This window comes from Pseudarthrobacter sp. 01T43 (assembly GCF_056398665.1).
This window is the reverse complement of record NZ_JBFTPV010000003.1, coordinates 224,993-248,972: the sequence shown is the minus strand read 5'-3', so window position 1 is coordinate 248,972 and position 23,980 is coordinate 224,993. Positions and strand designations below refer to the sequence as shown.

Below are 23,980 nucleotides of genomic sequence, written 5' to 3'. Positions count from 1 at the left end.
GAGGACAGAATGACTGAGCCCATCATTATTGGTATCGGCGGTCCGGTCGGGGCCGGTAAAACCCAGCTCGTGGAGCGGCTGACCCGCCACATGAGCGGTGAAATCTCCATGGCCGCCATCACCAACGACATCTACACCACGGAGGACGCGAAAATCCTGGCCGCGAACGGGATCCTCCCGGAGGACAGAATCATCGGCGTCGAGACCGGCGGCTGCCCGCACACCGCCATCCGTGAAGACACCTCCATGAACACGGCGGCCATCAAGGAACTCAAGGCCCGGCACCCCGATCTCCAGGTGATCTTCGTCGAGTCCGGCGGCGACAACCTGTCCGCTACGTTCAGCCCCGAACTTGTCGACTTCTCCATCTACATCATCGACGTTGCCCAGGGCGAGAAGATCCCCCGTAAAGCGGGCCAGGGCATGATCAAGTCCGACCTCTTCATCATCAACAAAACCGACCTCGCCCCCCACGTCGGCGCCGACCTCTCGGTGATGGAGCGGGATTCCAAAGAATTCCGGGGCGACAAACCCTTCTGCTTCACCAACCTCAAAACGGACGAAGGGCTCGACACCGTGATCAATTGGGTCCGCCACGACGTCCTGATGCTCGACCTGGCGACATGAACCAAAACAGTTCCGCTGTCATCTCGCCTTGGGCGGCGCCCGCGGAGGAAGGGGGCCGTGCCCGCTCCGCGGTGCCCACCACGCCGCGGCCCCCTTCCTCCGCGACCGCTGATCGCCCAGTAAGAGGGCGGTTGGAGCTGGGTATCGAAGTGCGGAACGGTAAGTCCATCGCTTCCACGCAGTTTCATCAAGGCGCATTAAGAGTGTTGCGGCCGCACTATCTGGATGACTCCGGTCAGGTTTGCTATGTCGTCGTGAACCCAGGCGGGGCGTATTTGGGGGCCGATCTCTTCCTTATTGATGTGGAAGTCCAGGAGGGGGCGGCGTTGCTTTTGACCACGCAGTCTGCCACCAAGATCTACCGGACTCCCGGCTCCTTTGCCGAGCAGCGGATGACCCTGCGGCTGGGGGACGACGCTCAGCTGGAGCTGGCGCCGGACCAGCTCATTGCCTATCGCGAGGCGCGCTATCGGCAACATACGCACGTAACTTTGCGCCCGACGTCGAGCCTGATCATGGCTGAAGTGGTGACTCCCGGCTGGTCGCCCGACGGTTCCTCGTTCAAGTACGAGGAACTGCGCCTTCGGAATGAGATCCACGTCGCCGGCCCCCACGGCACGCACTTGCTGGCGTTGGACAACCTGCTCATCCGGCCCCCGCTGGGCGATGTCACCGGGATGGGCTTTATGGAGGGCTTCAGCCACCTGGGCTCGCTGATCGTCGTCGACCGGCGGGCGGACCAGGCCCTTGCGGATGAACTCCACACCCTGACCGCAGGATACGACGCCCACACCGGCGTGTCCTTGACCGCCAAGGCTGCCGGGACGGCGGGGCTCGTCCTGCGGTCCCTGTCCAACAGCACCGGGGAACTCAACCGCCTCCTGCAGGCCTGCACCGGATTGCTGCGTGAACGCTGGTACGGGCAGTCACCGCTGAACCTCAGGAAGTACTGATGACCACGCTCAGCGATTTCGCTGTCATGTACCGGCAGCGCGAGCAGCTGCCGGCGAAGACCCGCGTGCTCGTGGTTGCCGGTGCCGTCCTCCTGCTCCACTGCACCGCCGTTGTGCTGCTGGTGATCGGCACTGCCGCGGCACAGCCACTTGCGCTGGGGCTGGTCCTCACCGCCTACCTGGCCGGAGTCAAGCACAGCTACGACTGGGACCATGTGTCCGCGATCGATAACTCCACCCGCAGATTCGTGGCGCAGCACAAAGACCCCGTCAGCGTGGGATTTGCGTTCAGCCTCGGCCACAGCTCCGTTGTGGTGCTGGCCGGGCTGCTGGTGGTGTCCGGCGTCGCCCTGGCGGGGAAGCTGATGGAAGCGGGGACTACCGGCAACCTGGTGCTGGGTCTGATCGGCAGTGCAATATCCGGACTTTTCCTGCTGTTCATGGGGCTCTTCAACGGCTCGGCCTTTATCAAAGCAGCCCAGGCGTACCGGAAAGCGGTCAGGGGAGGGGACGTCCACGAGGAGGATCTGGAGTCCAAGGGGTTCATGGCGCGGCTTTTGGCCAAACCCTTGGCCAAGGTGGAGCGCCCGCGGAACATCTACGTGATCGGCTTCCTGTTCGGTTTAGGGTTCGATACCGCCACTACCATCGGCCTGCTGGTCATGACCACCGCCGCCACGCTCGCCGGGGTCTCTCCGCTTGCCCTGATGACGATTCCGCTGGCGTTCGCGGCAGCCATGACCCTGTGTGACTCCCTGAACGGGATGGCCATGATGCGCATGTACAAGTCAGCCATGGAAAACCCGCAACGCCGGCTGGGGTTCAACGCCGTCATCACCGGATTGTCCGCGCTCTCCGCACTGTTCGTTGCAGTGATCACGCTCGGCGGGCTGGTCAACGTTTTGGGGCTGGACCAGCCGGCCATCACGTGGCTGGCCGGGATCGACCTTGGGGACGCCGGGCTGGCTCTGGTTGCCGTGTTTGGCGCTGTGTGGGTTGGTGCCGTGCTGCTGGGGCGGCGGAAAGCAACATGACCTCCCTCTATCTGCGCAGGGAAGCCGTCGGCAGCCTCAACTGGATTGCTGCCACCACCCGCGGGCTGAGCCAGATCTTCTTCCAGGCAAACGTCTGGACGGGCCTGACGGTGCTGGCCGGGTTCGCCATCGCGAACTGGCAGATGGCAGCCCTGGCGGTTGTGGGGCTGCTGTGCTCAACCCTCAGCGGCGTGCTGTGCCGGCGCCGGCTCGGCGAGCTGGGCAACGGCCTGCACGGCTATTGCGGGGCCCTGGTGGGAGCGGCCCAGTTCTCGGCGCTGGGCTTCACGTGGCCAGCCGCCGCGTTCGCGGTCGTCGGCGGGCTCGCCTGCGGTCCAGTGACCGTGGCGCTGGCATGGCTGTTCTACCATCCTTCCAGCCGGAAGTATTCACTACCCGTGACCACGGCGCCGTTCTGCATTGTGGCCGGGGTGCTCTTCGCCATTCATGCACCACTGCACGGGCCCCGCACAGATTTGCCCGAGGTGCCGGAGAACGTCCTGGCGAACGTGGGCCAAGCCATCCTGAACAATATCTCCGAAGTGGTGCTGGTTGACTCCGCCATTGCCGGGGCCGTCATCCTTGTAGGGCTCTTCATCGCCCACTGGAAGGTGGGCGTTGCAGCGCTCCTGGGCAGCACCCTGGAGGCGGGCATGGATCTTGCCACAGGCTCGGATGTGCAGGCCCTGGCCCACGGACTCCTCGGCTACTCCGGAGTCCTGACGGCCATCGCCCTGGCCGCGGTGTTCTTGCGCGGAACCTGGCAACCCTGGGTTGCCGCCGTCGTTGGCGTCATCGTTTCTTCGGTTCTCGCCTGGCTGATGGGCCTGACTGCGTTGCCTGTCTACACGTGGCCCTTCATCCTCGCCACCTGGCTCATGCTGGTGGTGCTCCACCACATTCCGGGCTTCACTCCGCGGCTGTAAACGCCTTCCGCCGGCTTGATCACCGGATGTGACGGGGCGCGACCCCGGATGTCCAGCTTGCCGTCGTACTCTTAGCCGTAAATCGATTGTCCGAAGATCGACGTGTCCGAACGGGATTCGCATGGCAGAGCTCAATGTCCAGGAGCGGACCTCACTCCAGTTGCCCATCACCGACGCCRCGAGCCTGTCCGCCGAACAGGTGCTGGCGCAGCTGGGCTCCAGCCCCGCCGGCCTGTCCGACGAAGAAGCCGCCGGCCGCCTAGCCACGCTCGGCCCCAATGCCGTCCGCACCCACCGCGCCAACGGCTGGGCGGTCCTGGGCCGGCAGTTCGCCAGCCCCATCCTGATCCTGCTGCTCATCACGGCCGGGCTGTCCCTGTTCCTGGGCGACGCCACCAACTCGATCGTCATCGGTGTGATCCTGCTGGTCAGCGTGGGCCTCGGCTTCACCAACGAGTTCCGCGCCGAGCGGGCCTCCGAGGCCCTGCACTCCCGCGTCACCCACCGCGCCGTGGTGCTCCGGGGCGGAACCGCCGGCGGAAACACTGCCGGAACCACCCGGGAAGTGGACGTCACCGCCCTGGTGCCCGGCGACGTCGTCCATCTTTCCCTCGGCGCCATCATCCCCGCCGACCTCCGGCTCCTGACCACCAAGAACCTCCTCTGCGACGAAAGCATCCTCACGGGGGAGTCTTTGCCCGCAGCGAAGGACCCGGAGCCGGTCCCGGCCGGTTCCGGCCTGGCCGACCTCGCCTCCTGCGTGTTTATGGGCACCGTGATCCAGTCCGGCGGCTGCACCGGCGTGGTGGTGGCCACCGGCGGCCGCGCCGAATTCGGCCGGATCGCGCTGGGCCTGGGCGAACGGCAGCCGCAGACAGAATTCCAGCTCGGGCTCAAGCGGTTCTCCTTTCTCCTGCTGCAGGTGGCAATCGGGCTTACATCGCTGATTTTCATCGCCAACCTGCTGCTCCAGCGCCCGCTCCTGGAATCCCTGCTGTTCTCGCTGGCCATCGCCGTGGGCATCACGCCGCAGCTGCTCCCCGCCGTCGTCAGTACTTCCCTGGCCACCGGCACGCGGCAGCTGGCCAGGCGGAAGGTACTGGTCAAACGGCTGGTCTGCATCGAGGACCTGGGGGACATGGACATCCTGGTCACCGACAAGACCGGCACCCTGACGGAGGGGCGGATCAGCTTCACTGGGGCGCTTCCGGTTACCCCCGAGACGTCCGACGGCGCCCTGCTCACCTTGGGCCTGCTCGCCACCGAGGCGGACTACAGCGAAGCCAAGCTCTCCGCCGCCGGACAGAACCCGCTGGACGCCGCCCTCTGGGACAGTCCCGGCGCGGCCGGCTTTGACCCGGCCCGCTTCGAGCGGCTGGACCTCATTGACTTCGACCACCAGCGCCGCCGCACCACAGTGCTCGTCCGGGAGGCCGGCGGTCCCGCGCGGCTGGTCACCAAGGGCGCCCCGGAGGATGTCCTGGCCCTCTGCGGGCCCACCCCGCCCGCCGTGCAGGCCATGATGGATGAACAGTTCGACGCCGGCTCCCGGGTGGTGGCGGTGGCCGCCCGCTCGGCTGCGGGGCTGGGCAAGCTAACGCCGGCCGACGAGCGCGACCTCACCCTGGCCGGCTTCCTGATCTTCCTCGACAAGCCCAAAGCCAACGCCAAGGCGTCCCTCGACGAGCTGGCCGCGTTGGGGATCAGCGTCAAGATTGCCACGGGGGACAACGCCAAGGTGGCCGAACGCGTCTGCGCGGACCTGGGCGTGCTGTCCGGCGGGACACTGACCGGCGCTGACGTGGAGGCATTGTCTGACGCCGAACTCACCGCCGCCGCACGGACCGCCACTATCTTCGCCCGCGTCTCGCCCGAACAGAAGGCGCGCATCATCACCATCCTGCGGCAAACCGGCGGGGCCGTGGGGTTTATGGGCGACGGCGTCAACGACGCCCTGGCACTGCACAAGGCGGACATCGGCATCTCCGTGGACAGTGCCACCGACGTCGCGAAGGACGCGGCCGACGTCGTCCTGCTGGACAAGGACCTGGGCGTCCTGGCCGAAGGCGTGCGGGAGGGCCGGCGGATCTTCGCGAACACCATCAAGTACGTGCTGATGGGCACGTCCAGCAACTTCGGCAACATGTTCAGCGCCGCCACGGCGTCGGTGGTGCTCAGCTTCCTGCCCATGCTGCCGGGCCAGATCCTGCTCAACAACCTGCTGTACGACTCCGGCCAGCTGGCCATCCCGGGCGACCGCGTGGACAAGGAGCAGCTCCGGGCGCCGTCGCACTGGAACATCGCGTTCATCCGCCGGTTCATGTTCCTGTTCGGGCCGATCAGTTCTCTCTTCGACTTCGCCACGTTCGGGCTGATGCTGTTCGTGTTCAATGCGGTGCCGGGGGAGTTCCGGGCCGGGTGGTTCATCGAATCCATCGCCACCCAGACCCTCATCATCTTTGCCATCAGGACCCGGCGGGTGCCGTTCCTGCGCAGCCGGCCGTCCGTCGGTTTGCTGGTTGCCTCGCTGGGCGTGGTGGCGCTGGGGATCTACCTGCCGCTCTCACCCCTGGCCGGTGTGCTGGGCTTCGACCCGCTGCCGGTCCCGTTCTTCCTGGCCCTGCTGGGCATGATCGTGGTCTACCTGGTCCTGGTGGAAGGCGCCAAGGCCTGGTTCTTCGCCCGGGACGCGCAGGCGCTGCCCGCCGGGCCGGTGACCGTCCGCCGTCGGCCCGAATACCACCACATCGCCCGCCGCGCCTTCCGCTTCAGCGCTCCGGTGCCGGTGGCCGGGCCGCGGCACCGGCGCCTGCTGCGCCGCGGCCGCGCCCTGGCTTGAGGTCCCCAAAACCCTGCAACGCGGGGTCACCTCATGCCCGATAATTCCTGTTTTTTGGGTGTTATGTGACCCCGCGTTGCAGTTGAAATGCCGTCTCCGCCTGCTCCCAGTGCCGCCGCAGGAACTCCGCCAACCGCCCGGGTTCGATCAGGTGTGGCGGGTCGAAGTGGTGCCGTTTCGGGAACAGTTCCACGTGGAAGTCCGGGAAGAAAACCCTCGACAGCCGGCCGGCAATTTCGCCGAAGTCGTCCGGGTTGCTCAGGCCGCCGAGGGCGAAGAAGACAGGCCGGCTGAAGGCGGCCAGACGCGCCCGGTCCAGGTCATAGGTCTTGAAGGTCCGCAGGAACGCCCGGATGCCCGCCGGCCGCGTGGCCATCCACGGCGGTACGGGATCCGGCGGCGGCGGCAGGACGACGCCGGGCTTAACTCCCAGCCTCATGAAGGCGGGCATGAACTGCTCCGGCGGGAGGGCCTCCAGCTGCCCGTACTGCTTCCAGAGCGCCGTGTGGGCGGGGCTCCAGTCCCATACCCCGGCCCAGGCCGGCTCCAGCAGCGACAGGCTTAGCAGCCGGTCGGGGTGCTTGGCCGCGAACGCCAACGCCGCCGCACCGCCACCTGAATAACCCACCAGATGGAAGGTCTCCCATCCCAGGGCGTCGGCCTCGCGCAACACGCCATCAACCTCGGTGTCCAGGCTCCAGTCCGGCGGAGGAGCGTCGCCAGCGTACAGCTCCAGGTCCTTGGCGACCGCCTGGACATCCGGTCCCAGAGCCTCGATGAGCGGCCCGTAGGCGGGCCTGGCGGGGAGCACGCTCCCGGGAAGTAAGATAACCCGAATTGGTCCCATGGCAGGATGCTACGCCGATGATGGAATTTCGGCACGAGCTTCCGGCACGAGCCTCCGGCACGGAAGCCCTCAGTGTTGCTGTGACCGGATCAAAGTGGTCCAAAGGTGCCAGAGCATCCCGGCGAAGGTGGCCAGGAAAGCGGCCACGGCCAGCCACAGCTCGGCCTGGCCGATCGCCGCCACAATGGGCAGATCCGCCGCGCGGCCCAGGTAGATTCCGGCCACGGCGTACATACCCAGCGGGAAAATGACGCTCCAGAGGCCGGGCTCGAAGGACAGCGGTACGCGGTGGCTCACGTGCCTCCACCAGCCGGCCGCGAGGAGCACCGGGAAGAGCCACGAGGCGAAGGACCAGAACACCACGGACGAGCCGGCCACGAGTCCCCGCGTCGCATCCACCATCGGCGCGCCGGCCATCTCGACGATCCGCGCGCCGGCGAGAACGCTGATGGCCATGGCACCCATGGCCACGAAGTACTGCGGCTTGAGGTCCTCGGGCTGGATGGGGTAGGTCATGAGCCGCAGCGAGACGAAGATCCCCACCGCGGCGTACAGGATGAGGCCGACGGACCAGGCCACGACTGCCACGAGCGCCAACGCCGGGCGCCATTCCGGCCCGGCCAGGGGTTCGATGGACGCCGCCGCCACCGACACGGACTGGCTCGCCACGCACCAGATGAACCAGGTGCCGTTGGCGTCCTTGACCACCGGCCGTTCGGCCCGGCCAAGCACGGCGGTCCACGGCACGACGTAGCCGAGCACCACCCAGGCGAGCAACGCCACAGCGAGGAGCGCCGCCGTCGTCCCCGGCCACCCCGCCATGCCCAGCCGCACTCCAAGGACGTTCGTGCCGGCGATAAAGGTGAAGAAGCCGAACGCGCGGGCAGGGTCCATGAAGTCCCGCCGCATGTCGGCGGGGAACCTGGCCAGACGTACGAGGCTGAGCACGAGGATCACCGCGTAGGAGGCCGCGCAGACCGCCAGGAGGGCTGCGGAAAACGCGTGGACGCCTTCGAGCTCAAGCCCCACCGAGATGATCCCGGCAGCCATGGGGAGGGCGAAATACCCCGGGGTGAGGGTCTGCACCGACTCCGCCAGGCGGGAGCCGAAGGAGTCCGGGACGGAGCCAGCCGTGGTCATGCCCCAAGCTTAGGACTGTTGCCATCGCCCGTGCCCGGAGACAGGACGTTAAGGCGAGAGTAGACGGCGGCAGCTCGTGGTCATAGCTGGTCCGGTCATCAAGCGAGACCATGGCCGAAGCAGCGGTGATGCAACGGGCCGCCTGCCAAAACTGGGCCGGTGCGGCCGGTGTTGGTTGCTGTTGGTAAATAACGCGCGAAATCTCCTGTACAGTTGATCTTGTTGTTGTGTTTATGCAGTTGGTAGTTCAGGCAGTACGCGCGGTCGAAAGTCCGCGTTCTTCTGAAGTAGCGGTTTTGAACACCCCACACCGGAGGACCCGAAAGTCGGGACTTTTCCTCCACCTTCACGAAGGACAAAAATAATGGCTACTGGTACCGTCAAATGGTTTAACGCTGAAAAGGGCTTCGGCTTCATTTCCCCCGATGACTCCTCACAGGACGTTTTCGCGCACTACTCCGCGATCGCTTCCTCCGGCTWCCGCTCMCTCGAAGAGAACCAGAAGGTYTCCTTCGAMRYCGAGCAGGGCCCCAAGGGTCCCCAGGCMGTAAACATCCAGTCCCTCTAATTCCTTAGAGATTCTGGGGCCTTAGGGTTTCATATTTCAAAGCAGGGCCGGTCATTCTGACCGGCCCTGCTTTTCTTAACCCAAGTGTGCTTGTCCGTCTTCGCAGCTCTGGCATTGGTCAGTGGCCGGGTTCCGGGTTCCTTACGTCCCTGTCGCCGATGTCGGCAGCGCCCAGAGCTGCTGCTGCGGGGCTGTGTGAGGCGCCGTGCTCGCGGATGCTGAGTTCGGGGTGGTGCAGGTCCAGTGCCGGGCGCTCTGACCGGATGCGCGGCAGGGACGTGAAGTTGTGGCGCGGCGGCGGGCACGAGGTGGCCCACTCCAGCGAGGCGCCGAAGCCCCACGGGTCATCCACTTCAATCTTTTGGTTGCTGCGCCAGGTGATGTAGACGTTCCAGAAGAACGGGATCAGCGAGGCACCCAGGAGGTACGAGGCAATGGTGGAGAACTGGTTCATCCACATAAAGTTGTCCTCCACCAGGTAGTCGGCGTACCGGCGCGGCATGCCCATGACGCCGAGCCAGTGCTGGATGAGGAACGTGCCGTGGAAGCCCAGGAACAGCATCCAGAAGTGGATCTTGCCGAGGCGCTCGTTGAGCATCTTGCCCGTCCACTTCGGCCACCAGAAGTAGAAGCCGGCGAACATCGCGAACACCACGGTGCCGAAGACCACGTAGTGGAAGTGCGCCACCACGAAATAGGTGTCCGAGACGTGGAAGTCCAGCGGCGGTGAGGCCAGGATGATGCCGGTCAGGCCGCCGAAGAGGAACGTGACCAGGAAGCCGATGCTCCACAGCATGGGGGTTTCGAAGGTCAGGGACCCACGCCACATGGTGCCGATCCAGTTGAAGAACTTCACGCCGGTAGGCACCGCGATCAGCATGGTCATGAAGGCGAAGAACGGCAGCAGCACCGAGCCGGTGACGTACATGTGGTGCGCCCAGACGGTCACGGACAGGGCGGCAATCGCGATCGTTGCGTAGACCAGGCCCTTGTAGCCGAAGACCGGCTTGCGGCTGAAGACCGGGAAGATCTCCGAGACGATGCCGAAGAACGGTATTGCGATGATGTAGACCTCGGGGTGGCCGAAGAACCAGAACAGGTGCTGCCAGAGGATCGCACCGCCGTTCTCCGGGTCAAAGATGTGTGCCCCGAAGCGCCGGTCCGCGCCCAGCGCGAGCAAAGCCGCCGCCAGCGGCGGGAACGCCATCAGGACCAGGATGGACGTGATCATGGCGTTCCAGGTGAAGATCGGCATCCGCCACATGGTCATGCCCGGGGCACGCATGCAGATGATGGTGGTGATGAAGTTGACCGCACCCAGGATGGTTCCGAAGCCGGACAGGGCCAGGCCGAAGACCCAGAGGTCACCACCGATGCCGGGGCTGAACGTGGTGTTGTTCAAGGGGGCGTAGGCGAACCAGCCAAACGATGCAGCACCCTGGGGGGTGATGAAGCCCGAGACGGCGATGGTGGAGCCGAAAAGGAAGAACCAGAACGCCAGCGCATTCAACCGCGGGAACGCAACGTCCGGCGCGCCTATCTGCAGCGGCATGATCACGTTCGTGAAACCGGCGAACAGCGGCGTTGCAAACATCAGCAGCATGACAGTGCCGTGCATGGTGAACAACTGGTTGTACTGTTCTTTGGTCTGCAGGATCTGCATGCCCGGTTCGAACAGCTCAGCCCGGATCAGCAGCGCCATGACGCCGCCCAGGCAGAAGAACACAAACGAAGCGATCAGGTACATGTACCCGATGATTTTGTGGTCCGTTGACGTGATCCATCTAACAACCATGGCGCCTTTGCGCCGGGGTACTGCGTCGGGGACAGCGGTCCCCCTTTGTGATTGTCCGGTGATGGCCATCTTTCACCTTCCAGCTACTTCTGCCCGGCACTGGTGGGCCCCTTGCATGAGCCCCTCATTGCAGGCTACTCAGGAAAGAGGAGTGCGGGAAGGGCCGTGTGGGGAGGCTCAGCGACCGCGAGTGTTAGTGCAGGCCCATTGCCGTCCGGACTTCGTCCAAAATATGGTGCATGCCGGTTTCGGCGCCGGCGGCATCCCCGCCGGCGACGGCCACGGCCACGTCCTCATGTGCCTTCAAAACTTCGTCCTCGGGCTTGAACGGCATGAGGCCCTGCCGGGTGCGGCTGGTCAGGACCTCGGCCACCATCCCTTCCAGCGCCATAAACATCTCGTTGCCGCAGCTGCGGAGCAGAAGGCAGTGGAACTCGATGTCGGCGGCCAGGAACGCGTCGAGTTCGCCGGCCTCACCGAGGCGCCGCAGTTCTGAAGCCAGCTCCACCAGCCGGGCACGCTCCGCGGCACTGGCCCGGCGGGCGGCCCCCGCAGCGGCTATGGGTTCGACGGCGATGCGCAGCTCGGTAAGGCTGCCGTACTGGACCTCGCGTTTGCCGGAGGCGAGGCGCCACCGGACAAGCTTCGGGTCGAACACGTTCCACAGCCGGCGCTCCTGCACCACGATGCCTACGCGGCGCCGCGAATAGACCATGTTCGTGGACTCAAGCACCTTCATGGTGTCGCGGGCAACCGTCCGGGACACGCCGTGTTCCTGCTGTATCCCCTCCAGGGTGAGCCGGCTTCCCGGCGGCAGGCTCCCGGAAGCGATGGCAACCCCAACCGCCTCCAGAACGCGGCCGGGGGGCGCCACGTTGGTGCCGCCGTCGTCCGCGGCCTCCGGGCCCTGATTACTGACATTGTGCATTCGGTCCCCATCATGGTCGGGCGTAGGAAGAGAACCCGACGCGCAATAAAGGTCTGACTTAGGTCCGCAGAAGGTAGTATCTTATCAACCTTATGGTGATACCTTATCGCCCCAACCAGCCACTTCGGAGGCCTACATGCACAATCCCCCCACGCACCTGGTGGTCATGGGAGTTTCCGGAACCGGCAAGTCCACCATGGCTGCCGCCCTGTCCCAGCAGCTCGGTTGGGCCTGCGCGGAGGCGGATGAGTTCCATCCGCAGGCCAACATCAACAAGATGAGCCAGGGAATCCCGCTGCAGGACGCGGACCGGTGGCCCTGGCTTCAGGAAATCCAGGACTGGATGAGCGCCCAAGCCGCCGCGGGCAAGAGCACCGTCCTGACCTGCTCCGCACTCAAACAGACCTACCGCCACCTGCTGTCTGCCGCCCAGGGCCGGGTGCTCTTTATGCACCTTGACGGCGACGCCCACCTGATCGGCGAACGCATGCAGGGGAGGGAGGGGCACTTCATGCCGCCGACGCTCCTGCCCAGCCAGCTCGCAACGCTTGAACCGCTGAGCGTGGAGGAACTGGCAAGCGGAAGCATGCGACTGGATATCTTGCGGACACCTGAGGAGCTGGTCCAGGCCGTGTTGGAGGCTCTCAAGGTTCCGGCACAGTCCTAACCGAGGCGGCCGGCGATGTGTTCCGCGATGAACTCCGAGTCCGGGCCCACCCCGGGAAGGGCGGCCGAAATATGCCGTGTGAGCCAGGGCAGCCCTATGGCGTACAGCCCGGGTACCTCGGTGACCCCGCGGGTATGGCGCGGATAATTCCACTCATCCAGCACCGGCATGTCTAGAATGCTGTTATCGAGCCTGTACCCGGTAGCCCAGATGACGGAGGAAACATTCTCTGCGGCCAGGTTGAGGCGGGAGCCTGGCGCGTCGGGGAGCCAGCTGTCCGGCGGCGGAGCTTCGGGCTCCGGGGCGTTGATGCCGGCGGCGGCGATGTAGGCGTCCGCCATCAGCTTGAGCCGTTGCCCGAATCCGGCCTCCACCATCGTCAGGCGCTCGGGGAGGTCAGCGCTGAAGCGGAGCTCGCCGTCGCCTGCCGTCTCCAGATGCCCGTGCAGCCGAACGCCCCGGCGTCCCAGATCCCTCAGATGGATGCTGTGCCCGCCGTCGATCCCCGAGAGCAGCGGGTTGCAGGCGAAGCGTGCGGCGGGTGAAGGCAGGTGGTCCGCCAAGAGGCCGTTGATGCCATGCTCCGCTCCGTGCAGGTTGACCTGCAGGATCCAATGGAACACGTCCTGGCCGCGGTATCGCCGCGGCGCTTCCGGACACATCGCAACGGACAGATGAACGTCGCGGCCGGCGGCCAGCAGGTCCTCGGTGATCTGCCCGCCCGACTGGCCCGTCCCCACCACCAGAACGGCGCCGGGGGGCAGCTCCTGCGGATTGCGGTAGTCATGGCTGTGCAACTGCCGGACATGCTGCGGAATCTGCCGGGCGACCGGAGGGACGCGTGGCTCCTGGAAGGCGCCGTTTGCCAGCACCACGTTCCGGGCAGACCACGTGCCCTGATCCGTCTCCACGGTATAGGGGGCCTGACCGTCCCGGGAGACCCTCGTGACCTCTGTTTCCAGCTGGACAGGCGCGGCAATCCCGGCCGCATAGTTCCGGAAGAATTCGACGGCGGCGTCCCGGGCAATGAAACCGTCCGGGTCCTGCCCTTCGTAGGGCAGGCCGGGAAGGCTGAGCGCGAAGTTGGGTGTGTTCAGGTAAAACGAATCCCACCGATCCAGCCAGGCGCCGCCCAACGTGCTGCGCCGTTCCAGCAGCACATGCTCCACGCCGTGGTGGGTGAGCCAGTAACTCATAACAAGGCCGGCCTGGCCGGCCCCAATCACCATCGTGTCCACCTCGCGGGGTGCGCCTGCCTGAGCGGACATGGCTACTTCCTGGCGGCCTTAGGTGCTGCGGCCTTGGGCGCTGCGGCCTTGGGCGCTGCGGCCTTGGGCGCCTTCGGCGGGAGCGCCGACACATGGGCGTACGCCTTCTCCGCCCAGGCCCGTGCCCGTGCGTCGTCGCCTTCACCTTCGGCGTTCCACACTTCCGGCAGCCCGGTGTAGCCGCCCATCGGCCGCTCCGGCGGGCCGAACGGGACGGTCCGCTCGGTGCCCTCAAGTTCCTGCTTGTCTGCCTCGGCGAGCTTGACGCCGATGGTGGGGCCGAACAGTCCGGCGAACATGTTGCCGTTGACGAAGGCGCCAAGGTTGCCGAACATCGGCTTGATGGTCACGTCCGGGTGCCCCGGCACGACGGTACGGAACCGCTCTTTGTCCTCGTCTGTTGCCTTGGGCATATCCATGGTTGACCCCTTCCGGGTGACAGAATGTGTGGCGGATCTGAGTGCAGGATATGCCTGGGACGGCGGCGGGTACAGGGTTGGACTTCCGCGCGGCTTAGGCAATCGACGGGCCGCCGGGGAACACTGGCCGCGCCGCCGTCGTTGTGCCAGAGGCAGCGTGTTCCACCCGAGCGCACCACCCCGACCAAAGGACACCCCTTGACTCCTCGCACCATTGTGATCACCGGCGCCAGCGACGGCATCGGCGCGGCAGCCGCACGGACACTGGCCGCGGCTGGGGACAGGGTGGTCGTCGTCGGGCGTTCCGCGGAGAAGACGCGCGCACTCGCCAAGGAGCTCGACGCCGACTACTTCGTGAGCGACTTCGCCGAACTGGACCAGGTCCGCGCGCTCGCCGTGCAGCTGCGGGACGACTACGAACGGATCGACGTCCTGGCCAACAACGCCGGCGGCATCCGGGGCAAACACCAGCTCACCGTGGACGGCAACGAGTCCACGTTCCAGATCAACCACTTGGCGCCGTTCCTGCTCACCACCGAGCTCATGGACGTCCTCACTGCCAGCAAAGCCAAGGTCATCAACACCTCAAGCGGCGCCAACAACTTCGGCAAAATTGACCTGTTCGACCTCAACGCCGAGCACAGCTATTCCACCAACCGCGCCTACGGCACGGCCAAACTCGCCAACATCCTCTTCACCAGCGAGCTGCACCGCCGCTTCGGTGAGCAGGGAATCACGACTGCGGCGTTCCACCCGGGCGTGGTCCGCACCAATTTCGCCGCGGACTCCACCAGCCCCATGCGGCACGCGTACAAGACGCTGCTCAACCGCTTTATGCTGACCCCGGACCAGGGTGCCGACACCCTGCTCTGGCTCATCAACGGCACCGCCGGCACCGACTGGGTCTCCGGCGCCTACTATGCCAAACGGGCCCTCGCCAAAGCCAATGCCCAGGCCTACGACGCCGAGTTGGCCCAGGGTTTGTGGGAGGCCAGCGAGGCGCTAGTGGCGGCCCGCTGAGTTTCTTGCCGGCCCGAACCAAAATGCGTAACTTTTGGAGTTCCTGGCAGGCGCAGCCCGCGCCAATCCGGGCCGCGGGGCAATGCGGGCGGCTATAAGTTACGCATTCTGGCAGGCCGGGACCTGGACAGGCTGGCCTGCGACTGCGAGAACGCCGTGTGATCATTGCGGCCGGGCGGGAATGGTTTCCCGCCGAGCCTGCCGGCCCGTTCATCGGGCTCAACTGCTCGGGCACCAGCCCGGGCGCCTTCCCTGAAGGTGCCCGGATCATCGGCCAGATGCTGGAGCGGAAGGGGGGCTAGGCGGGGCTTGGCGCGCTATGCGCCGAGCAGGCTGTAGGTGCTGACTACGTTGCCCTTGGACGTGCGGTACTGGTCCGTCAGGCTGAGCCGGGTGGTGGGGTCCCCGGCTTCGAACAGGCGCCGGCCGTTGCCTGCCACCACCGGGTGGGTCATGAGGGTCAGTTCATCCAGCAGTCCGGCGAACAGCAGCTGGCGCACCAGGGAGATGCTGCCCATGACGGCGATGTCGGCGCCGTCGCGCTCTTTCAGACCGGCCACGAACTCCTCGAGGGGACCAACGATCAGGTGCGAGTTCTGCCACTCGAGCGGCTCCTTCAGCGTCCGGGAGGCCACGAACTTTTCCACCGGGTTGATGAAGCCGGCGAAATCGTTATCCTTGGCCGCAGTGGGCCAGTAGCCTGCCCACTCCTGATAGCTCACACGTCCCAGCACCACGGTATCCACACGTTCCATCACGTCGGTGAGGCCCTTGCCCAGATCGTCATCGAAGCTGTCGAACTGCCAAAGATTCGGGTCTGACACCACGCCGTCAACGGAGTGGAACAGGCCGGACGTGACTTTACGCATAAGGACCTCCAAGGGTTCTGACTGCAGTGCGGCCGGCGGATGCGCCGGACAGGTCCACGGTATTCTGCGGCCCGCCAATGGGGAAGGGCGCCAAAGGGCGGTTGGTCAAGTTATGTTCATCACCACTGCCTGCGTGTTGCGCGAATCCACGGTCCGGCAGGCTCATACTTGTCTCTATGCGGCCTTGCGCTGCGCCCCGGCCAGGCAGGAGGAAGTGCGTGGAAACCCTGAAAAAAATCGTGAGCAACCAGTATTTTCCGGCGGCGGCTGTGCTGACGGTCGTGGTGCTGTTCTGGACCATCGCCATGTTCGGCGGGCTCTCCCTCCTGCACAACAATCAGCCGCCCATGGCCACCCTGACCTGGATGCTGTTTGTCTACGGTGCGGCAGTCCTGACTCCGCTGGCAGGCATCATCGCCGCCGCGGACCTGATCCGCCGCTGGCGCCGCAACCGCCAGTACTCGCAGATCGACATGGCGGAGTATGACTCGACTGAGTACGACTTGGCTGAGTACGAAGTGGCGCAGGGCGAGGTAGCCGAAACCGAGCCGGCGGACCAGGAAATGGCGCAGGACGAGGCTGCCGAAACCGCACTGGCGCAGGACGAGCAGGCTCCCGAGGCACCTGAACAGGCAGCCCCTGAGACACCGAGGCAGTCCGCCCCTGCCCAGCAGCGACCTGCCCAGCAGCGACCGGCTACGCAACAACCCGCCACACATCAGCCCGCCAAGAAGCAGCAGACCGAGCCTAAGCAGCGTAAAACAGCCGCTTAGCCGAGGCCGGAGCGGCTGGACAACGCGTCGAGCGCCCGTCCTGCATTATTCAGCGCCTGCTCGAAGTGGACGGCCGGCTCCGGGTGCGAGAACAAGTAGCCCTGCAGCGAATCGCACTCCAGCGCGATGAGGTAGTTCGCCTGTTCTTCGGTTTCGATGCCTTCAGCCGTGACGGTCAGCCCAAGGCTGTGCGCCATGTTAATCATGGAGCTGAGGATAGGCAGGCGTTCGTTGCCGGTGCGGACCATGGAGACAAAGGTCTTGTCGATTTTGATGATGTCCACCGGCAGCTCCTGCAACCGTCCCAACGACGAATATCCGGTGCCAAAATCGTCCAACGCCACCCGGGCCCCGTCTGCCCGGAGACGGCTGAGCTGTTTGATGACGTTGCAGTCGGCGTCGAAGAACACACTCTCGGTGACCTCAAGCACCAGCTGGTAGGCCCCCACGCCATATTTTTCGGCAAGTCCCAGGACACTTTCGGCGAAGTCGGATTCCTGCAGCTGAACCCCGGAAACGTTCATGGACAACGACCGCGACGGGTCCTCGCGCAGCCACGATGCCAAATGCTTCAGGCTTTGCGCCATCACTTCGCCGCCGAGTTCGTTGATAAGGCCGCTGCGTTCGGCCAACGGAATGAACAGTGCGGGCGGGACACGCTGGTTTCCCCGGTCCCAACGTGCGAGTGCCTCAAATTTGACCACGCGGCCCATCCGCGGGGACACGATGGGCTGGAATTCCACCGAAATTTCACCGCGGGCCAAAGCGAGCTGGAGACCGGCTTCCAGGTCTGTCCGCTTGACGAGGGCGGTCATCATATCCGGGTGGAACCGGAGGAACCGGTTCTTGCCTGCCGCCTTGGCCGCGTACATGGCGATATCCGCCTCACGAAGCAGCTCCGAAGCGCCGCGGGCATAGCTGCCGATGGAGGCGAGCCCCAGGCTCAGGCTGGGGCGTAGCATCGTGCCCTCGATGGAGAACGGCACGTGCAGGCAGCGGACGATGCACTCGGCGATGGCTTCCGGGTTGGGGCAGGCGGTCAGGAGGATCACAAACTCGTCGCCGCCCAGCCTCGCCACCACATCCGCGGTGGGGACGCAGCCCCGCAGCCGGCGGGCAACTTCGACCAGCATGACATCGCCGGCATGGTGGCCAAGAATATCGTTGACCTCCTTGAAATCGTCCAGGTCAATCAGGAAGACATCCACGGACTTGAGCCGCGGCTCCTTCAGGGCGGAGAAGAGTTCCTCATTGAAGACCGCCCTGTTCGCCAAGCCGGTCAGTGGGTCCGTGAACGCCATGGCCCGCAGCTGTTCCGCCTGGGATGCGAGTTCCCGCAGGGCCTGTTGCGCTTGCTCCTGAGCTTGCTGCGCCAGTTCCTGGGCCCGCCGGCGTGGTGTCACGTCGCGGAAGCTCCAGACCCGGCCTACTACCTTGCTGCCCACCCGCTGCGGACGCGAATACCGTTCGAAGGTGCGGCCGTCCAGGAAATCCACCACATCGTGGCTTTCCGCCGCAGGGTCCTGCGCCAGTTCAGACACCCGGGCCAGGAAGTCCTCCGGATCCTTGACCTGGGCCAGGATCAGCTGCATGGCCGGCTCGTCAGAATCGCCCTCCATGTATTCGGGCGGTATGCCCCACATGGTGAGGAATTGATCGTTGATCCCGGCAATCCTGCCTTCGGCGCTGATGACGAGGATCCCGTCCGCTGTGGACTGCAGCGTGGCCGTCAGCAGGGACATTGCGTCCCGCAGTTCAGCGTCCACCGGCTTCCGGTGGGACGTGCCTCGGAAGGACAGCAGCAGCAGTTGCGGCCCGTCGTCGTCGATCAGCGAGCCGGCCATTTCGGCGGCGAAGTCCGTGCCGTCACGGTGCAGCATGCGCACCTCGCGCGGCGGCGTCGGTTCGCTCGGCTCCGCCTTAAGATCTTCCAGCAGCTGGCGGGCTTCCATCCGAAACGGCTCGGAGAGAAGCAGCGAGTGGTCACTGCCGAGCAACTCATCGCGCGTGTATCCAAACAGTTTGGTGGATGCTGTGTTCGCGAGCCGGATGATGCTGTGTGTGTCCAGTGCCAGGAGGGCATCCGGACTGGCATCGAGGAGCGCACCAAAAGACGGTGCCGCCAAAACCTTGTTCTGCCGCCTGGATCCCCCCATGCGCAACCACCCCCACGCACATCATAAAGTGCCTGCGCGGATCTCAGGACGAAAATGCGTTATTTGCGCCCCTTTAGAAAAATCCAGCCCGGAAATCCGCGCTTTCGGCACCCTGCAGGACCCTGCCGGAGTTGGTGCCCAGCCCGCGGACCGTCCAGCCCTCGGCCTGCCAGGCTGCGGCGTCCAGGACGTTTCGCCCGTCCAGGACCACCCGGCGTCGGACGAGTCCGCCCGCAACGGCGGGGGACAGGCGCCGGTACTCGTCCCATTCGGTGAGCAGCAGGACCAGCTCGGCGCCTTCCAGCGCCCGGGCAGTGGAGGCCTCAAACCGCAGCTGGGGGTAGCGCAGCCAGGCGTGGTTTACGGCTTTCGGGTCCGTCACGGTCACGTGCGCGCCGGCAGCTGCCAGCCGGGCGGCGACGTCCAACGCCGGCGAGTCACGGATGTCGTCAGTCTCCGGTTTGAAGGCGGCGCCGAGGACAGTGATGGCGCGTCCGGACAGGGCCCCGCCGCACAGTTCCGCGGCGACGTCCACGGTCCGGGCCCGTTGGCGGACGTTGATGGCATCCACCACTGCCATCCACTCGTTGACCGGGTCCACGCCCAGCAGTGCGGCCTGGCTGCTGAGGCTGCGGATGTCCTTGGGTAGGCACCCGCCGCCGAAGCCCAGCCCCGCATGCAGGTAGCGGCTGCCGATCCGGGGGTCCATGCCCATGGCCTCGCTGAGTTCGGCCACATCCGCACCGGACGCGTCGCACAGTTCGGCGATGGCGTTGATGAAGCTGACCTTGGTGGCCAGGTAGGCGTTGGCCGCCGACTTGATCAGCTCGGCCGTGGCGAAGTTGCACACCAGGCGCGGAATGCCAGCGTTCAGCAGGGGCTCGTAGACGGCGTCCAGGGCAGCTGTCACCCCGCGCGGCGCACCGGTTCCGGGGTTGAAAGCCACGGCCCGGCCGCCGTCCACGCCGTACACCAGCCGGTCCGGCACCAGCGTGTCCTTCACCGCCGTGCCCTGGCGCAGGAACTCCGGGTTCCAGCCCAACTGCACGTCCGGCCGCCCCGCCAGGACTTCGCCGAGCATGTCCACCGTGCCCACGGGCACCGTTGATTTACCGACGACGACGGCGCCCCTCGCCAGGTGCGGGAGCAGCGCCGCGGTGGCGTCCACCAGGAAGGTGAGGTCGGCGCCGTCGGACGTTTTGGACTGCGGTGTCCCAACGCACAAAAAGTGGACCTGGACGCCCGCGGCGGCGGCGAAGTCCGTGGAAAACTTCAGGCGTCCGGTGGTCCGCCCGTCCCGGAGGAGTTCATCCAGGCCAGGCTCGAAGAATGGCGCCACGCCGCGGCTCAGCTGCTCCACCTTGGCGGCATCCACATCGATGCCCACCACGGTGTGGCCCATGGATGCCAGCGTGGCGGCGTGCACGGCGCCAAGGTAGCCGCAGCCGATCACGGAAATTTTCACAGGGACACTCCTCGTTTATACTCGGCCGGCCGGATGACCGGGTGGCTTGCAACAACTTCGCCGTACTGCTCCACAAGCTGGGCGCACAGCGCGGGCCAGGTCCGGTCCTGAACCGTCGCATGGGCAGCGGTGGCGAACGCGCGGCGTTTGGCGTCATCGCCCATCAGGTCCATCACGTGGGCGCGGAAGCCGGCGAGGTCCCCGGGCTGGTACAGCCAGCCGGTGCGGGAGTTTTCCACCAGGTCCAAGGGCCCGCCGCGGCCAGTGGCCACCACCGGGACGCCCGATGCCATGGCCTCCTGGATGGTCTGGCAGAACGTCTCAAACTCGCCGGGATGGACAAAAAGATCGAAGGACGCCACCGCCTTTGCAAGCTCCTCCCCGCCGAGGAACCCCGTGAAATGAGCGTCAGGCAGCGCTTCCTGCAAGGCCGTCCGCTGCGGGCCGTCGCCCACAATCACCAGTTTGGAGTTCGGAACATCGGCTAGCGCGGCGAGGTCCTCCACCTGCTTTTCGATGGCCAGCCGGCCGACGTAGCCGATGATCCGTTCACCGCCTGGCGCAACGGCGGCCCGCCACCCGGCGTCGCGCTTTTCCGGCGAAAACCGCGCGGTATCCACCCCGCGCCGCCACATTTCCACCCGTGGGATTCCGCGGCCGCGCAACTGGTTCAGCGCGAACGTGGACGGCACCAGCGTCCGGGTGGCCAGCAGGTGGATGTTCTCGACGCGGTTCCATGCCCAGTTTTCCAAAAACGGCACCCCATACCGGGCGGCGTAGCTGGGCACCTCGGTCTGGTAAATGGCCACGGTGGGGATCCGCAACTGATGGGCCGCCTGCACTGCCCGCCAGCCGAGGACAAACGGCGAGGCCAGGTGGACGATGTCCGGTGCGTAGTCGGCAAGGATTCGCTTGACCCGATACACACCGCCCATCGCCACTCTGACGTTCGTATAGCCGGCCAACGGAACCGCGGGAACCCGGTGCACCTTCGCGCCGTGGACCACCTCGGCCGGTCCCACAAATTCGGCCATCGCATCGGCAACCGCGTGGGTTGACGGGGCGATGACCAGGACGTCGTGACCCTGGCCCTCCAGGTGCTCAAGCACCCGCAGTATGGAGTGCGTCACCCCGTTCATCAGTGGCAGGAATGATTCGGCAACAATTGCGATCCTCACCCCTCCAAGGTGCGCCCGCCGCTTGACGATGCGGGGTCACGCGGGTTGAGCCGAGGGAAAGGTTGGGTGAACAGGACCTAATGAGGGCCCAGGATTTCCAGGGCCACCCGCTGTGCCTCAAGTTCTGCGGGGGTGACGACTGATCCCGTCAGGAATCCGGCGTCGGCAATGGCGCGCCGGAGTTCCACCTCGGTCCTCGGGGTGGTCACTGCGTGGTGGGCCATGGCGTGACAGTTGGCGCACAGGGGGACCAGGTCCGTGAGCGGGTCCAGCTGATAGTCGCCGCCCAGGCGCCCGGGCGGCACCACGTGGTGGACGTCAATGAAGTCCTTGCCGATCTCCCCGTAGGCGACTTCGAACGAAAAGCCACACACCGCGCAGCTGCTGCCGCGGTGGGCGATGCACGCCCGCCGGGCTTCGGGATCACGTTCGTACCGGTTGAGTGGCACACGGGTGACGGCCTCGTCCGGGTAGGTGCCGGGGCGCAGCTCGGTGGGGTGCGGCCCCGGCAGCGGCCCGAATTCGGCCCAGAGACTGCGGATGGCCGCAGCGTCGCCGGGGCCGACCGCCAGGCCCTCGATTTCAGTGCTTTCCCACGCGACGCCGGGCATTGCCTTGTTGAGAATCTCTGCGGGTACTTGGTCGCCAAGGGGAAGAAGCGCATCGAACGCCACCTGCGGCTGAACAGTGTCCTCGCCGACCACGACGCCGTGGCCGATCAGGCCGCGGTGGTTCGCTCCCAACAGAAGCAACCACACGTCCGTGCCGGCGGCAACGCTCCGGCCCACGCCCCACGGTTCCAGGTGCAGCCCTGAAGTGCTGACCTGTTCAACAATGGCCGCGTAGTTCCAGCGTTTCCTGTTGGCCGGGTCCCAGCCCACGATGATGGCGTTCATAGGGCCATTGTCCCAGCGGGATGGCTCGTCCAACGGCAGCAAGGGCCGGACAGCAAAAGGCCGCTCCCTCAGTTGGGGGAACTGAGGGAGCGGCGGTCTTGGTGGCGGCTTACACGCCGGTGTAGACGGTTTTGCCCCATGTGAAGAAGTCCAGCGCGGACCGGCCCTGCTCGCGGAACGTGTTGGTGGAGGAGTCCTTCACACCGCCGAACGGCACGTTGAGGTCCAGTCCCGCAGTAGGCCGGTTGACCTTGATCACGCCMGCCTGSGCGCGKGCRGCGAAATCCGTGGCSMRKGCCAGSGARTCGGTGCARAYGCCKGCGGTSAGGCCRTAGCGGGARTCRTTGATGGCGGCGAGYCCGGCCTCRTAGTCGGGGACCTCGAGGACAGCCACCACCGGACCGAAGATCTCCTCGGTCACGGCGGCGTCGTCGAACGGCAGGCCGGTGAGCACCGCAGCAGGGAAGAACAGCGCGCCGGCGGGGTCGCCGTCGGACGTTCCGTGCAGGAGGGTGGCGCCGCGCTCGACGGCGGAACGCACCGCAGCCTGGTCCTGCTCGAACTGCTGGCGGCTCACCACAGCGCCCATCCGAACCGCGTTGGGGCCGTCGCTGTCGAGGCCGTCGCCGGTGCTGTAGGACGCGGCTTCCTCGGTGAGCGCCTCGAGGAACGCGGACCGGATGCCGGGGGTGACGTAGACGCGGGACGTGGCGGTGCATGCCTGGCCGGTGAGGCCGAACGCGCCGGCGGCCACCACCTGGGCAGCTCTGCGGGGATCGGCATCGTCGAGGACCAGGACGCCGTTCTTGCCGCCCATTTCCAGCTGCACGCGGGCCCGGCGGGCATTCAGGATTTCCTGCAGGCCCAGCCCCACGTTGGTAGACCCGGTGAAGGAGAGCCCGGCGACGCGCGGGTCCCGGGCCAGGGCATCGCCCACCACCCGGCCCTTGCCGTGCACCACGTTGAACACGCCGGCGGGGAGTCCGGCGTCCTGCAGCGCCCGGGCCAGGTGGGTGGCCGAGAGCGGGGTCAGTTCGGCGGGCTTGATGACCACGGCGTTGCCGCTGATCAGGGCGGGGGCAGCCTTCCAGGCCGGGATGGCGATGGGGAAGTTCCAAGGCGTGATGAGCCCCACCACGCCGAGCGCCTCGCGACGGGTGGTGATGGTGGTGTCCGGCAGGCCGCTGGGCAGCACTTCGCCGGTGGCGGCCCAGCCGAGCGAGCCGAAGAACCGGAGTACGTCCGAGGCGCGCTTGACCTCGCCCTTGGCTTCGGCGAGGGTCTTGCCTTCTTCCCGGACCAGGTCCTCGGCGATGGCGGTCTGCCGGTCGATCAGCAGGTTCCCGGCCGTGATGAGGATGGCGCCCCGCGAGGGTGCGGGCAGGGCGGCCCAGCCCGGCTGCGCGGCGGCGGCCGCGGTGATGGCGGCGTCCACGTCCTCGGCGGAGCCGCTGGGGGAGAGGGCCGCGAGCTCGCCCGGGCGGGCCGGGTTCATCCGCTCGGTGCTGGCCTCGCCGAGCCATTCGCCGTTGATGAGGTGCCGGGCGGTGAGGAGTTCGGTGGCGGTGGACGTGGTGGCTGTGGAAGTCATGGGGTTTCCTTCGGAAAGAGT

The 23,980-nt window shown here is 66.1% G+C and carries 22 protein-coding genes and 1 pseudogene; 10 read left to right on the top strand and 13 right to left on the bottom strand.

The features are described from left to right. Positions 1–9: 9 nt before the first annotated feature. The 5 genes from ureG to mgtA all read left to right on the top strand — a co-directional run bounded on the left by ureG (position 10) and on the right by mgtA (position 6,379). Positions 10–627, top strand: coding sequence for an urease accessory protein UreG (ureG, locus tag AC1DIM_RS04595; RefSeq protein ID WP_477709309.1), 618 nt, complete (start codon positions 10–12; stop codon positions 625–627). Further along, positions 624–1,580: an urease accessory protein UreD gene (locus AC1DIM_RS04590; RefSeq protein WP_477709308.1), complete on the top strand. Its 957-nt coding sequence runs from the start codon at positions 624–626 to the stop codon at positions 1,578–1,580. The genes ureG and AC1DIM_RS04590 overlap by 4 nt, the downstream gene beginning before the upstream one ends. Further along, positions 1,580–2,614: a HoxN/HupN/NixA family nickel/cobalt transporter gene (locus tag AC1DIM_RS04585; RefSeq protein WP_477709307.1), complete on the top strand. Its 1,035-nt coding sequence runs from the start codon at positions 1,580–1,582 to the stop codon at positions 2,612–2,614. The genes AC1DIM_RS04590 and AC1DIM_RS04585 overlap by 1 nt, the downstream gene beginning before the upstream one ends. Next, a complete protein-coding gene (locus AC1DIM_RS04580) occupies positions 2,611–3,540 on the top strand; it encodes an urea transporter (RefSeq protein ID WP_477709306.1) in 930 nt (309 codons plus the stop codon). Before AC1DIM_RS04585 ends, AC1DIM_RS04580 begins: the two co-directional genes overlap by 4 nt. 121 nt (positions 3,541–3,661) lie before the next feature. Beyond that, positions 3,662–6,379: a magnesium-translocating P-type ATPase gene (mgtA, locus tag AC1DIM_RS04575; protein ID WP_477709305.1), complete on the top strand. Its 2,718-nt coding sequence runs from the start codon at positions 3,662–3,664 to the stop codon at positions 6,377–6,379. A gap of 61 nt (positions 6,380–6,440) precedes the next feature. Here mgtA and AC1DIM_RS04570 read toward each other — a convergent pair whose 3' ends face one another. The 3 genes from AC1DIM_RS04570 to AC1DIM_RS04560 all read right to left on the bottom strand — a co-directional run bounded on the left by AC1DIM_RS04570 (position 6,441) and on the right by AC1DIM_RS04560 (position 8,725). Further along, complete coding sequence (locus tag AC1DIM_RS04570) at positions 6,441–7,190, bottom strand: alpha/beta fold hydrolase (protein WP_477709304.1); 750 nt, start codon at positions 7,188–7,190, stop codon at positions 6,441–6,443. 105 nt (positions 7,191–7,295) lie between these two features. Next, complete coding sequence (locus AC1DIM_RS04565; RefSeq protein ID WP_477709303.1) at positions 7,296–8,366, bottom strand: tellurite resistance/C4-dicarboxylate transporter family protein; 1,071 nt, start codon at positions 8,364–8,366, stop codon at positions 7,296–7,298. Positions 8,367–8,464: 98 nt separating this feature from the next. After that, positions 8,465–8,725, bottom strand: coding sequence for a hypothetical protein (locus AC1DIM_RS04560; protein ID WP_477709302.1), 261 nt, complete (start codon positions 8,723–8,725; stop codon positions 8,465–8,467). A gap of 5 nt (positions 8,726–8,730) precedes the next feature. Here AC1DIM_RS04560 and AC1DIM_RS04555 point away from each other — a divergent pair, with 5 nt between their 5' ends. After that, on the top strand, positions 8,731–8,934 hold the full coding sequence (locus AC1DIM_RS04555; RefSeq protein WP_477709301.1) for a cold-shock protein: 204 nt from the start codon (positions 8,731–8,733) through the stop codon (positions 8,932–8,934). A 118-nt stretch (positions 8,935–9,052) separates the two neighbouring features. Here the strand turns inward: AC1DIM_RS04555 and ctaD are convergent, their stop codons facing one another. Continuing rightward, a complete protein-coding gene (gene ctaD, locus AC1DIM_RS04550) occupies positions 9,053–10,798 on the bottom strand; it encodes an aa3-type cytochrome oxidase subunit I (protein ID WP_477709300.1) in 1,746 nt (581 codons plus the stop codon). A gap of 124 nt (positions 10,799–10,922) precedes the next feature. Continuing rightward, positions 10,923–11,657, bottom strand: a complete 735-nt coding sequence (locus tag AC1DIM_RS04545; protein WP_477709299.1) for a FadR/GntR family transcriptional regulator — start codon at positions 11,655–11,657, stop codon at positions 10,923–10,925. Between the two features lie 136 nt (positions 11,658–11,793). Here AC1DIM_RS04545 and AC1DIM_RS04540 point away from each other — a divergent pair, with 136 nt between their 5' ends. Continuing rightward, positions 11,794–12,324, top strand: coding sequence for a gluconokinase (locus AC1DIM_RS04540; protein ID WP_477709298.1), 531 nt, complete (start codon positions 11,794–11,796; stop codon positions 12,322–12,324). Here AC1DIM_RS04540 and AC1DIM_RS04535 read toward each other — a convergent pair. Next, complete coding sequence (locus tag AC1DIM_RS04535) at positions 12,321–13,592, bottom strand: flavin-containing monooxygenase (RefSeq protein ID WP_477709297.1); 1,272 nt, start codon at positions 13,590–13,592, stop codon at positions 12,321–12,323. The two genes, AC1DIM_RS04540 and AC1DIM_RS04535, sit on opposite strands and share 4 nt — an antisense overlap. 2 nt (positions 13,593–13,594) lie before the next feature. Beyond that, positions 13,595–14,011 (bottom strand): TfoX/Sxy family protein, encoded by a 417-nt coding sequence (locus AC1DIM_RS04530; protein WP_477709296.1) that lies wholly within the window; start codon positions 14,009–14,011, stop codon positions 13,595–13,597. A gap of 198 nt (positions 14,012–14,209) precedes the next feature. Between AC1DIM_RS04530 and AC1DIM_RS04525 the strand changes: the two genes are divergently transcribed. Further along, positions 14,210–15,031 carry an SDR family NAD(P)-dependent oxidoreductase gene (locus AC1DIM_RS04525; RefSeq protein WP_477709295.1) on the top strand — a complete coding sequence of 274 codons (822 nt, stop codon included), beginning with the start codon at positions 14,210–14,212 and terminating at the stop codon, positions 15,029–15,031. 99 nt (positions 15,032–15,130) lie between these two features. Next, positions 15,131–15,333 (top strand): annotated as a pseudogene (locus AC1DIM_RS04520) (PLP-dependent aminotransferase family protein); the annotation flags it as partial. A gap of 15 nt (positions 15,334–15,348) precedes the next feature. Here AC1DIM_RS04520 and AC1DIM_RS04515 read toward each other — a convergent pair. Continuing rightward, positions 15,349–15,900 carry a dihydrofolate reductase family protein gene (locus tag AC1DIM_RS04515; protein WP_477709294.1) on the bottom strand — a complete coding sequence of 184 codons (552 nt, stop codon included), beginning with the start codon at positions 15,898–15,900 and terminating at the stop codon, positions 15,349–15,351. A 218-nt stretch (positions 15,901–16,118) separates the two neighbouring features. On the opposite strand from AC1DIM_RS04515, the gene AC1DIM_RS04510 reads away from it, so the two are divergent. Then, a complete protein-coding gene (locus tag AC1DIM_RS04510; protein ID WP_477709293.1) occupies positions 16,119–16,673 on the top strand; it encodes a hypothetical protein in 555 nt (184 codons plus the stop codon). Here the strand turns inward: AC1DIM_RS04510 and AC1DIM_RS04505 are convergent. The 5 genes from AC1DIM_RS04505 to AC1DIM_RS04485 form a co-directional block, all read right to left on the bottom strand. Continuing rightward, on the bottom strand, positions 16,670–18,829 hold the full coding sequence (locus AC1DIM_RS04505; RefSeq protein ID WP_477709292.1) for a sensor domain-containing protein: 2,160 nt from the start codon (positions 18,827–18,829) through the stop codon (positions 16,670–16,672). The two genes, AC1DIM_RS04510 and AC1DIM_RS04505, sit on opposite strands and share 4 nt — an antisense overlap. Before the next feature lie 73 nt (positions 18,830–18,902). After that, entirely contained in the window at positions 18,903–20,294 is a 1,392-nt protein-coding gene (locus tag AC1DIM_RS04500; protein WP_477709291.1) for a UDP-glucose dehydrogenase family protein, read from the bottom strand. After that, the gene (locus AC1DIM_RS04495; protein WP_477709290.1) at positions 20,291–21,472 is read right to left on the bottom strand and encodes a glycosyltransferase family 4 protein; all 1,182 of its coding nucleotides are present in this window, start codon (positions 21,470–21,472) and stop codon (positions 20,291–20,293) included. The genes AC1DIM_RS04500 and AC1DIM_RS04495 overlap by 4 nt, the downstream gene beginning before the upstream one ends. Before the next feature lie 77 nt (positions 21,473–21,549). Continuing rightward, a complete protein-coding gene (locus tag AC1DIM_RS04490) occupies positions 21,550–22,368 on the bottom strand; it encodes an HNH endonuclease (protein WP_477709289.1) in 819 nt (272 codons plus the stop codon). 109 nt (positions 22,369–22,477) lie between these two features. Further along, on the bottom strand, positions 22,478–23,959 hold the full coding sequence (locus AC1DIM_RS04485) for an aldehyde dehydrogenase family protein (protein ID WP_477709288.1): 1,482 nt from the start codon (positions 23,957–23,959) through the stop codon (positions 22,478–22,480). Positions 23,960–23,980: the final 21 nt, after the last annotated feature.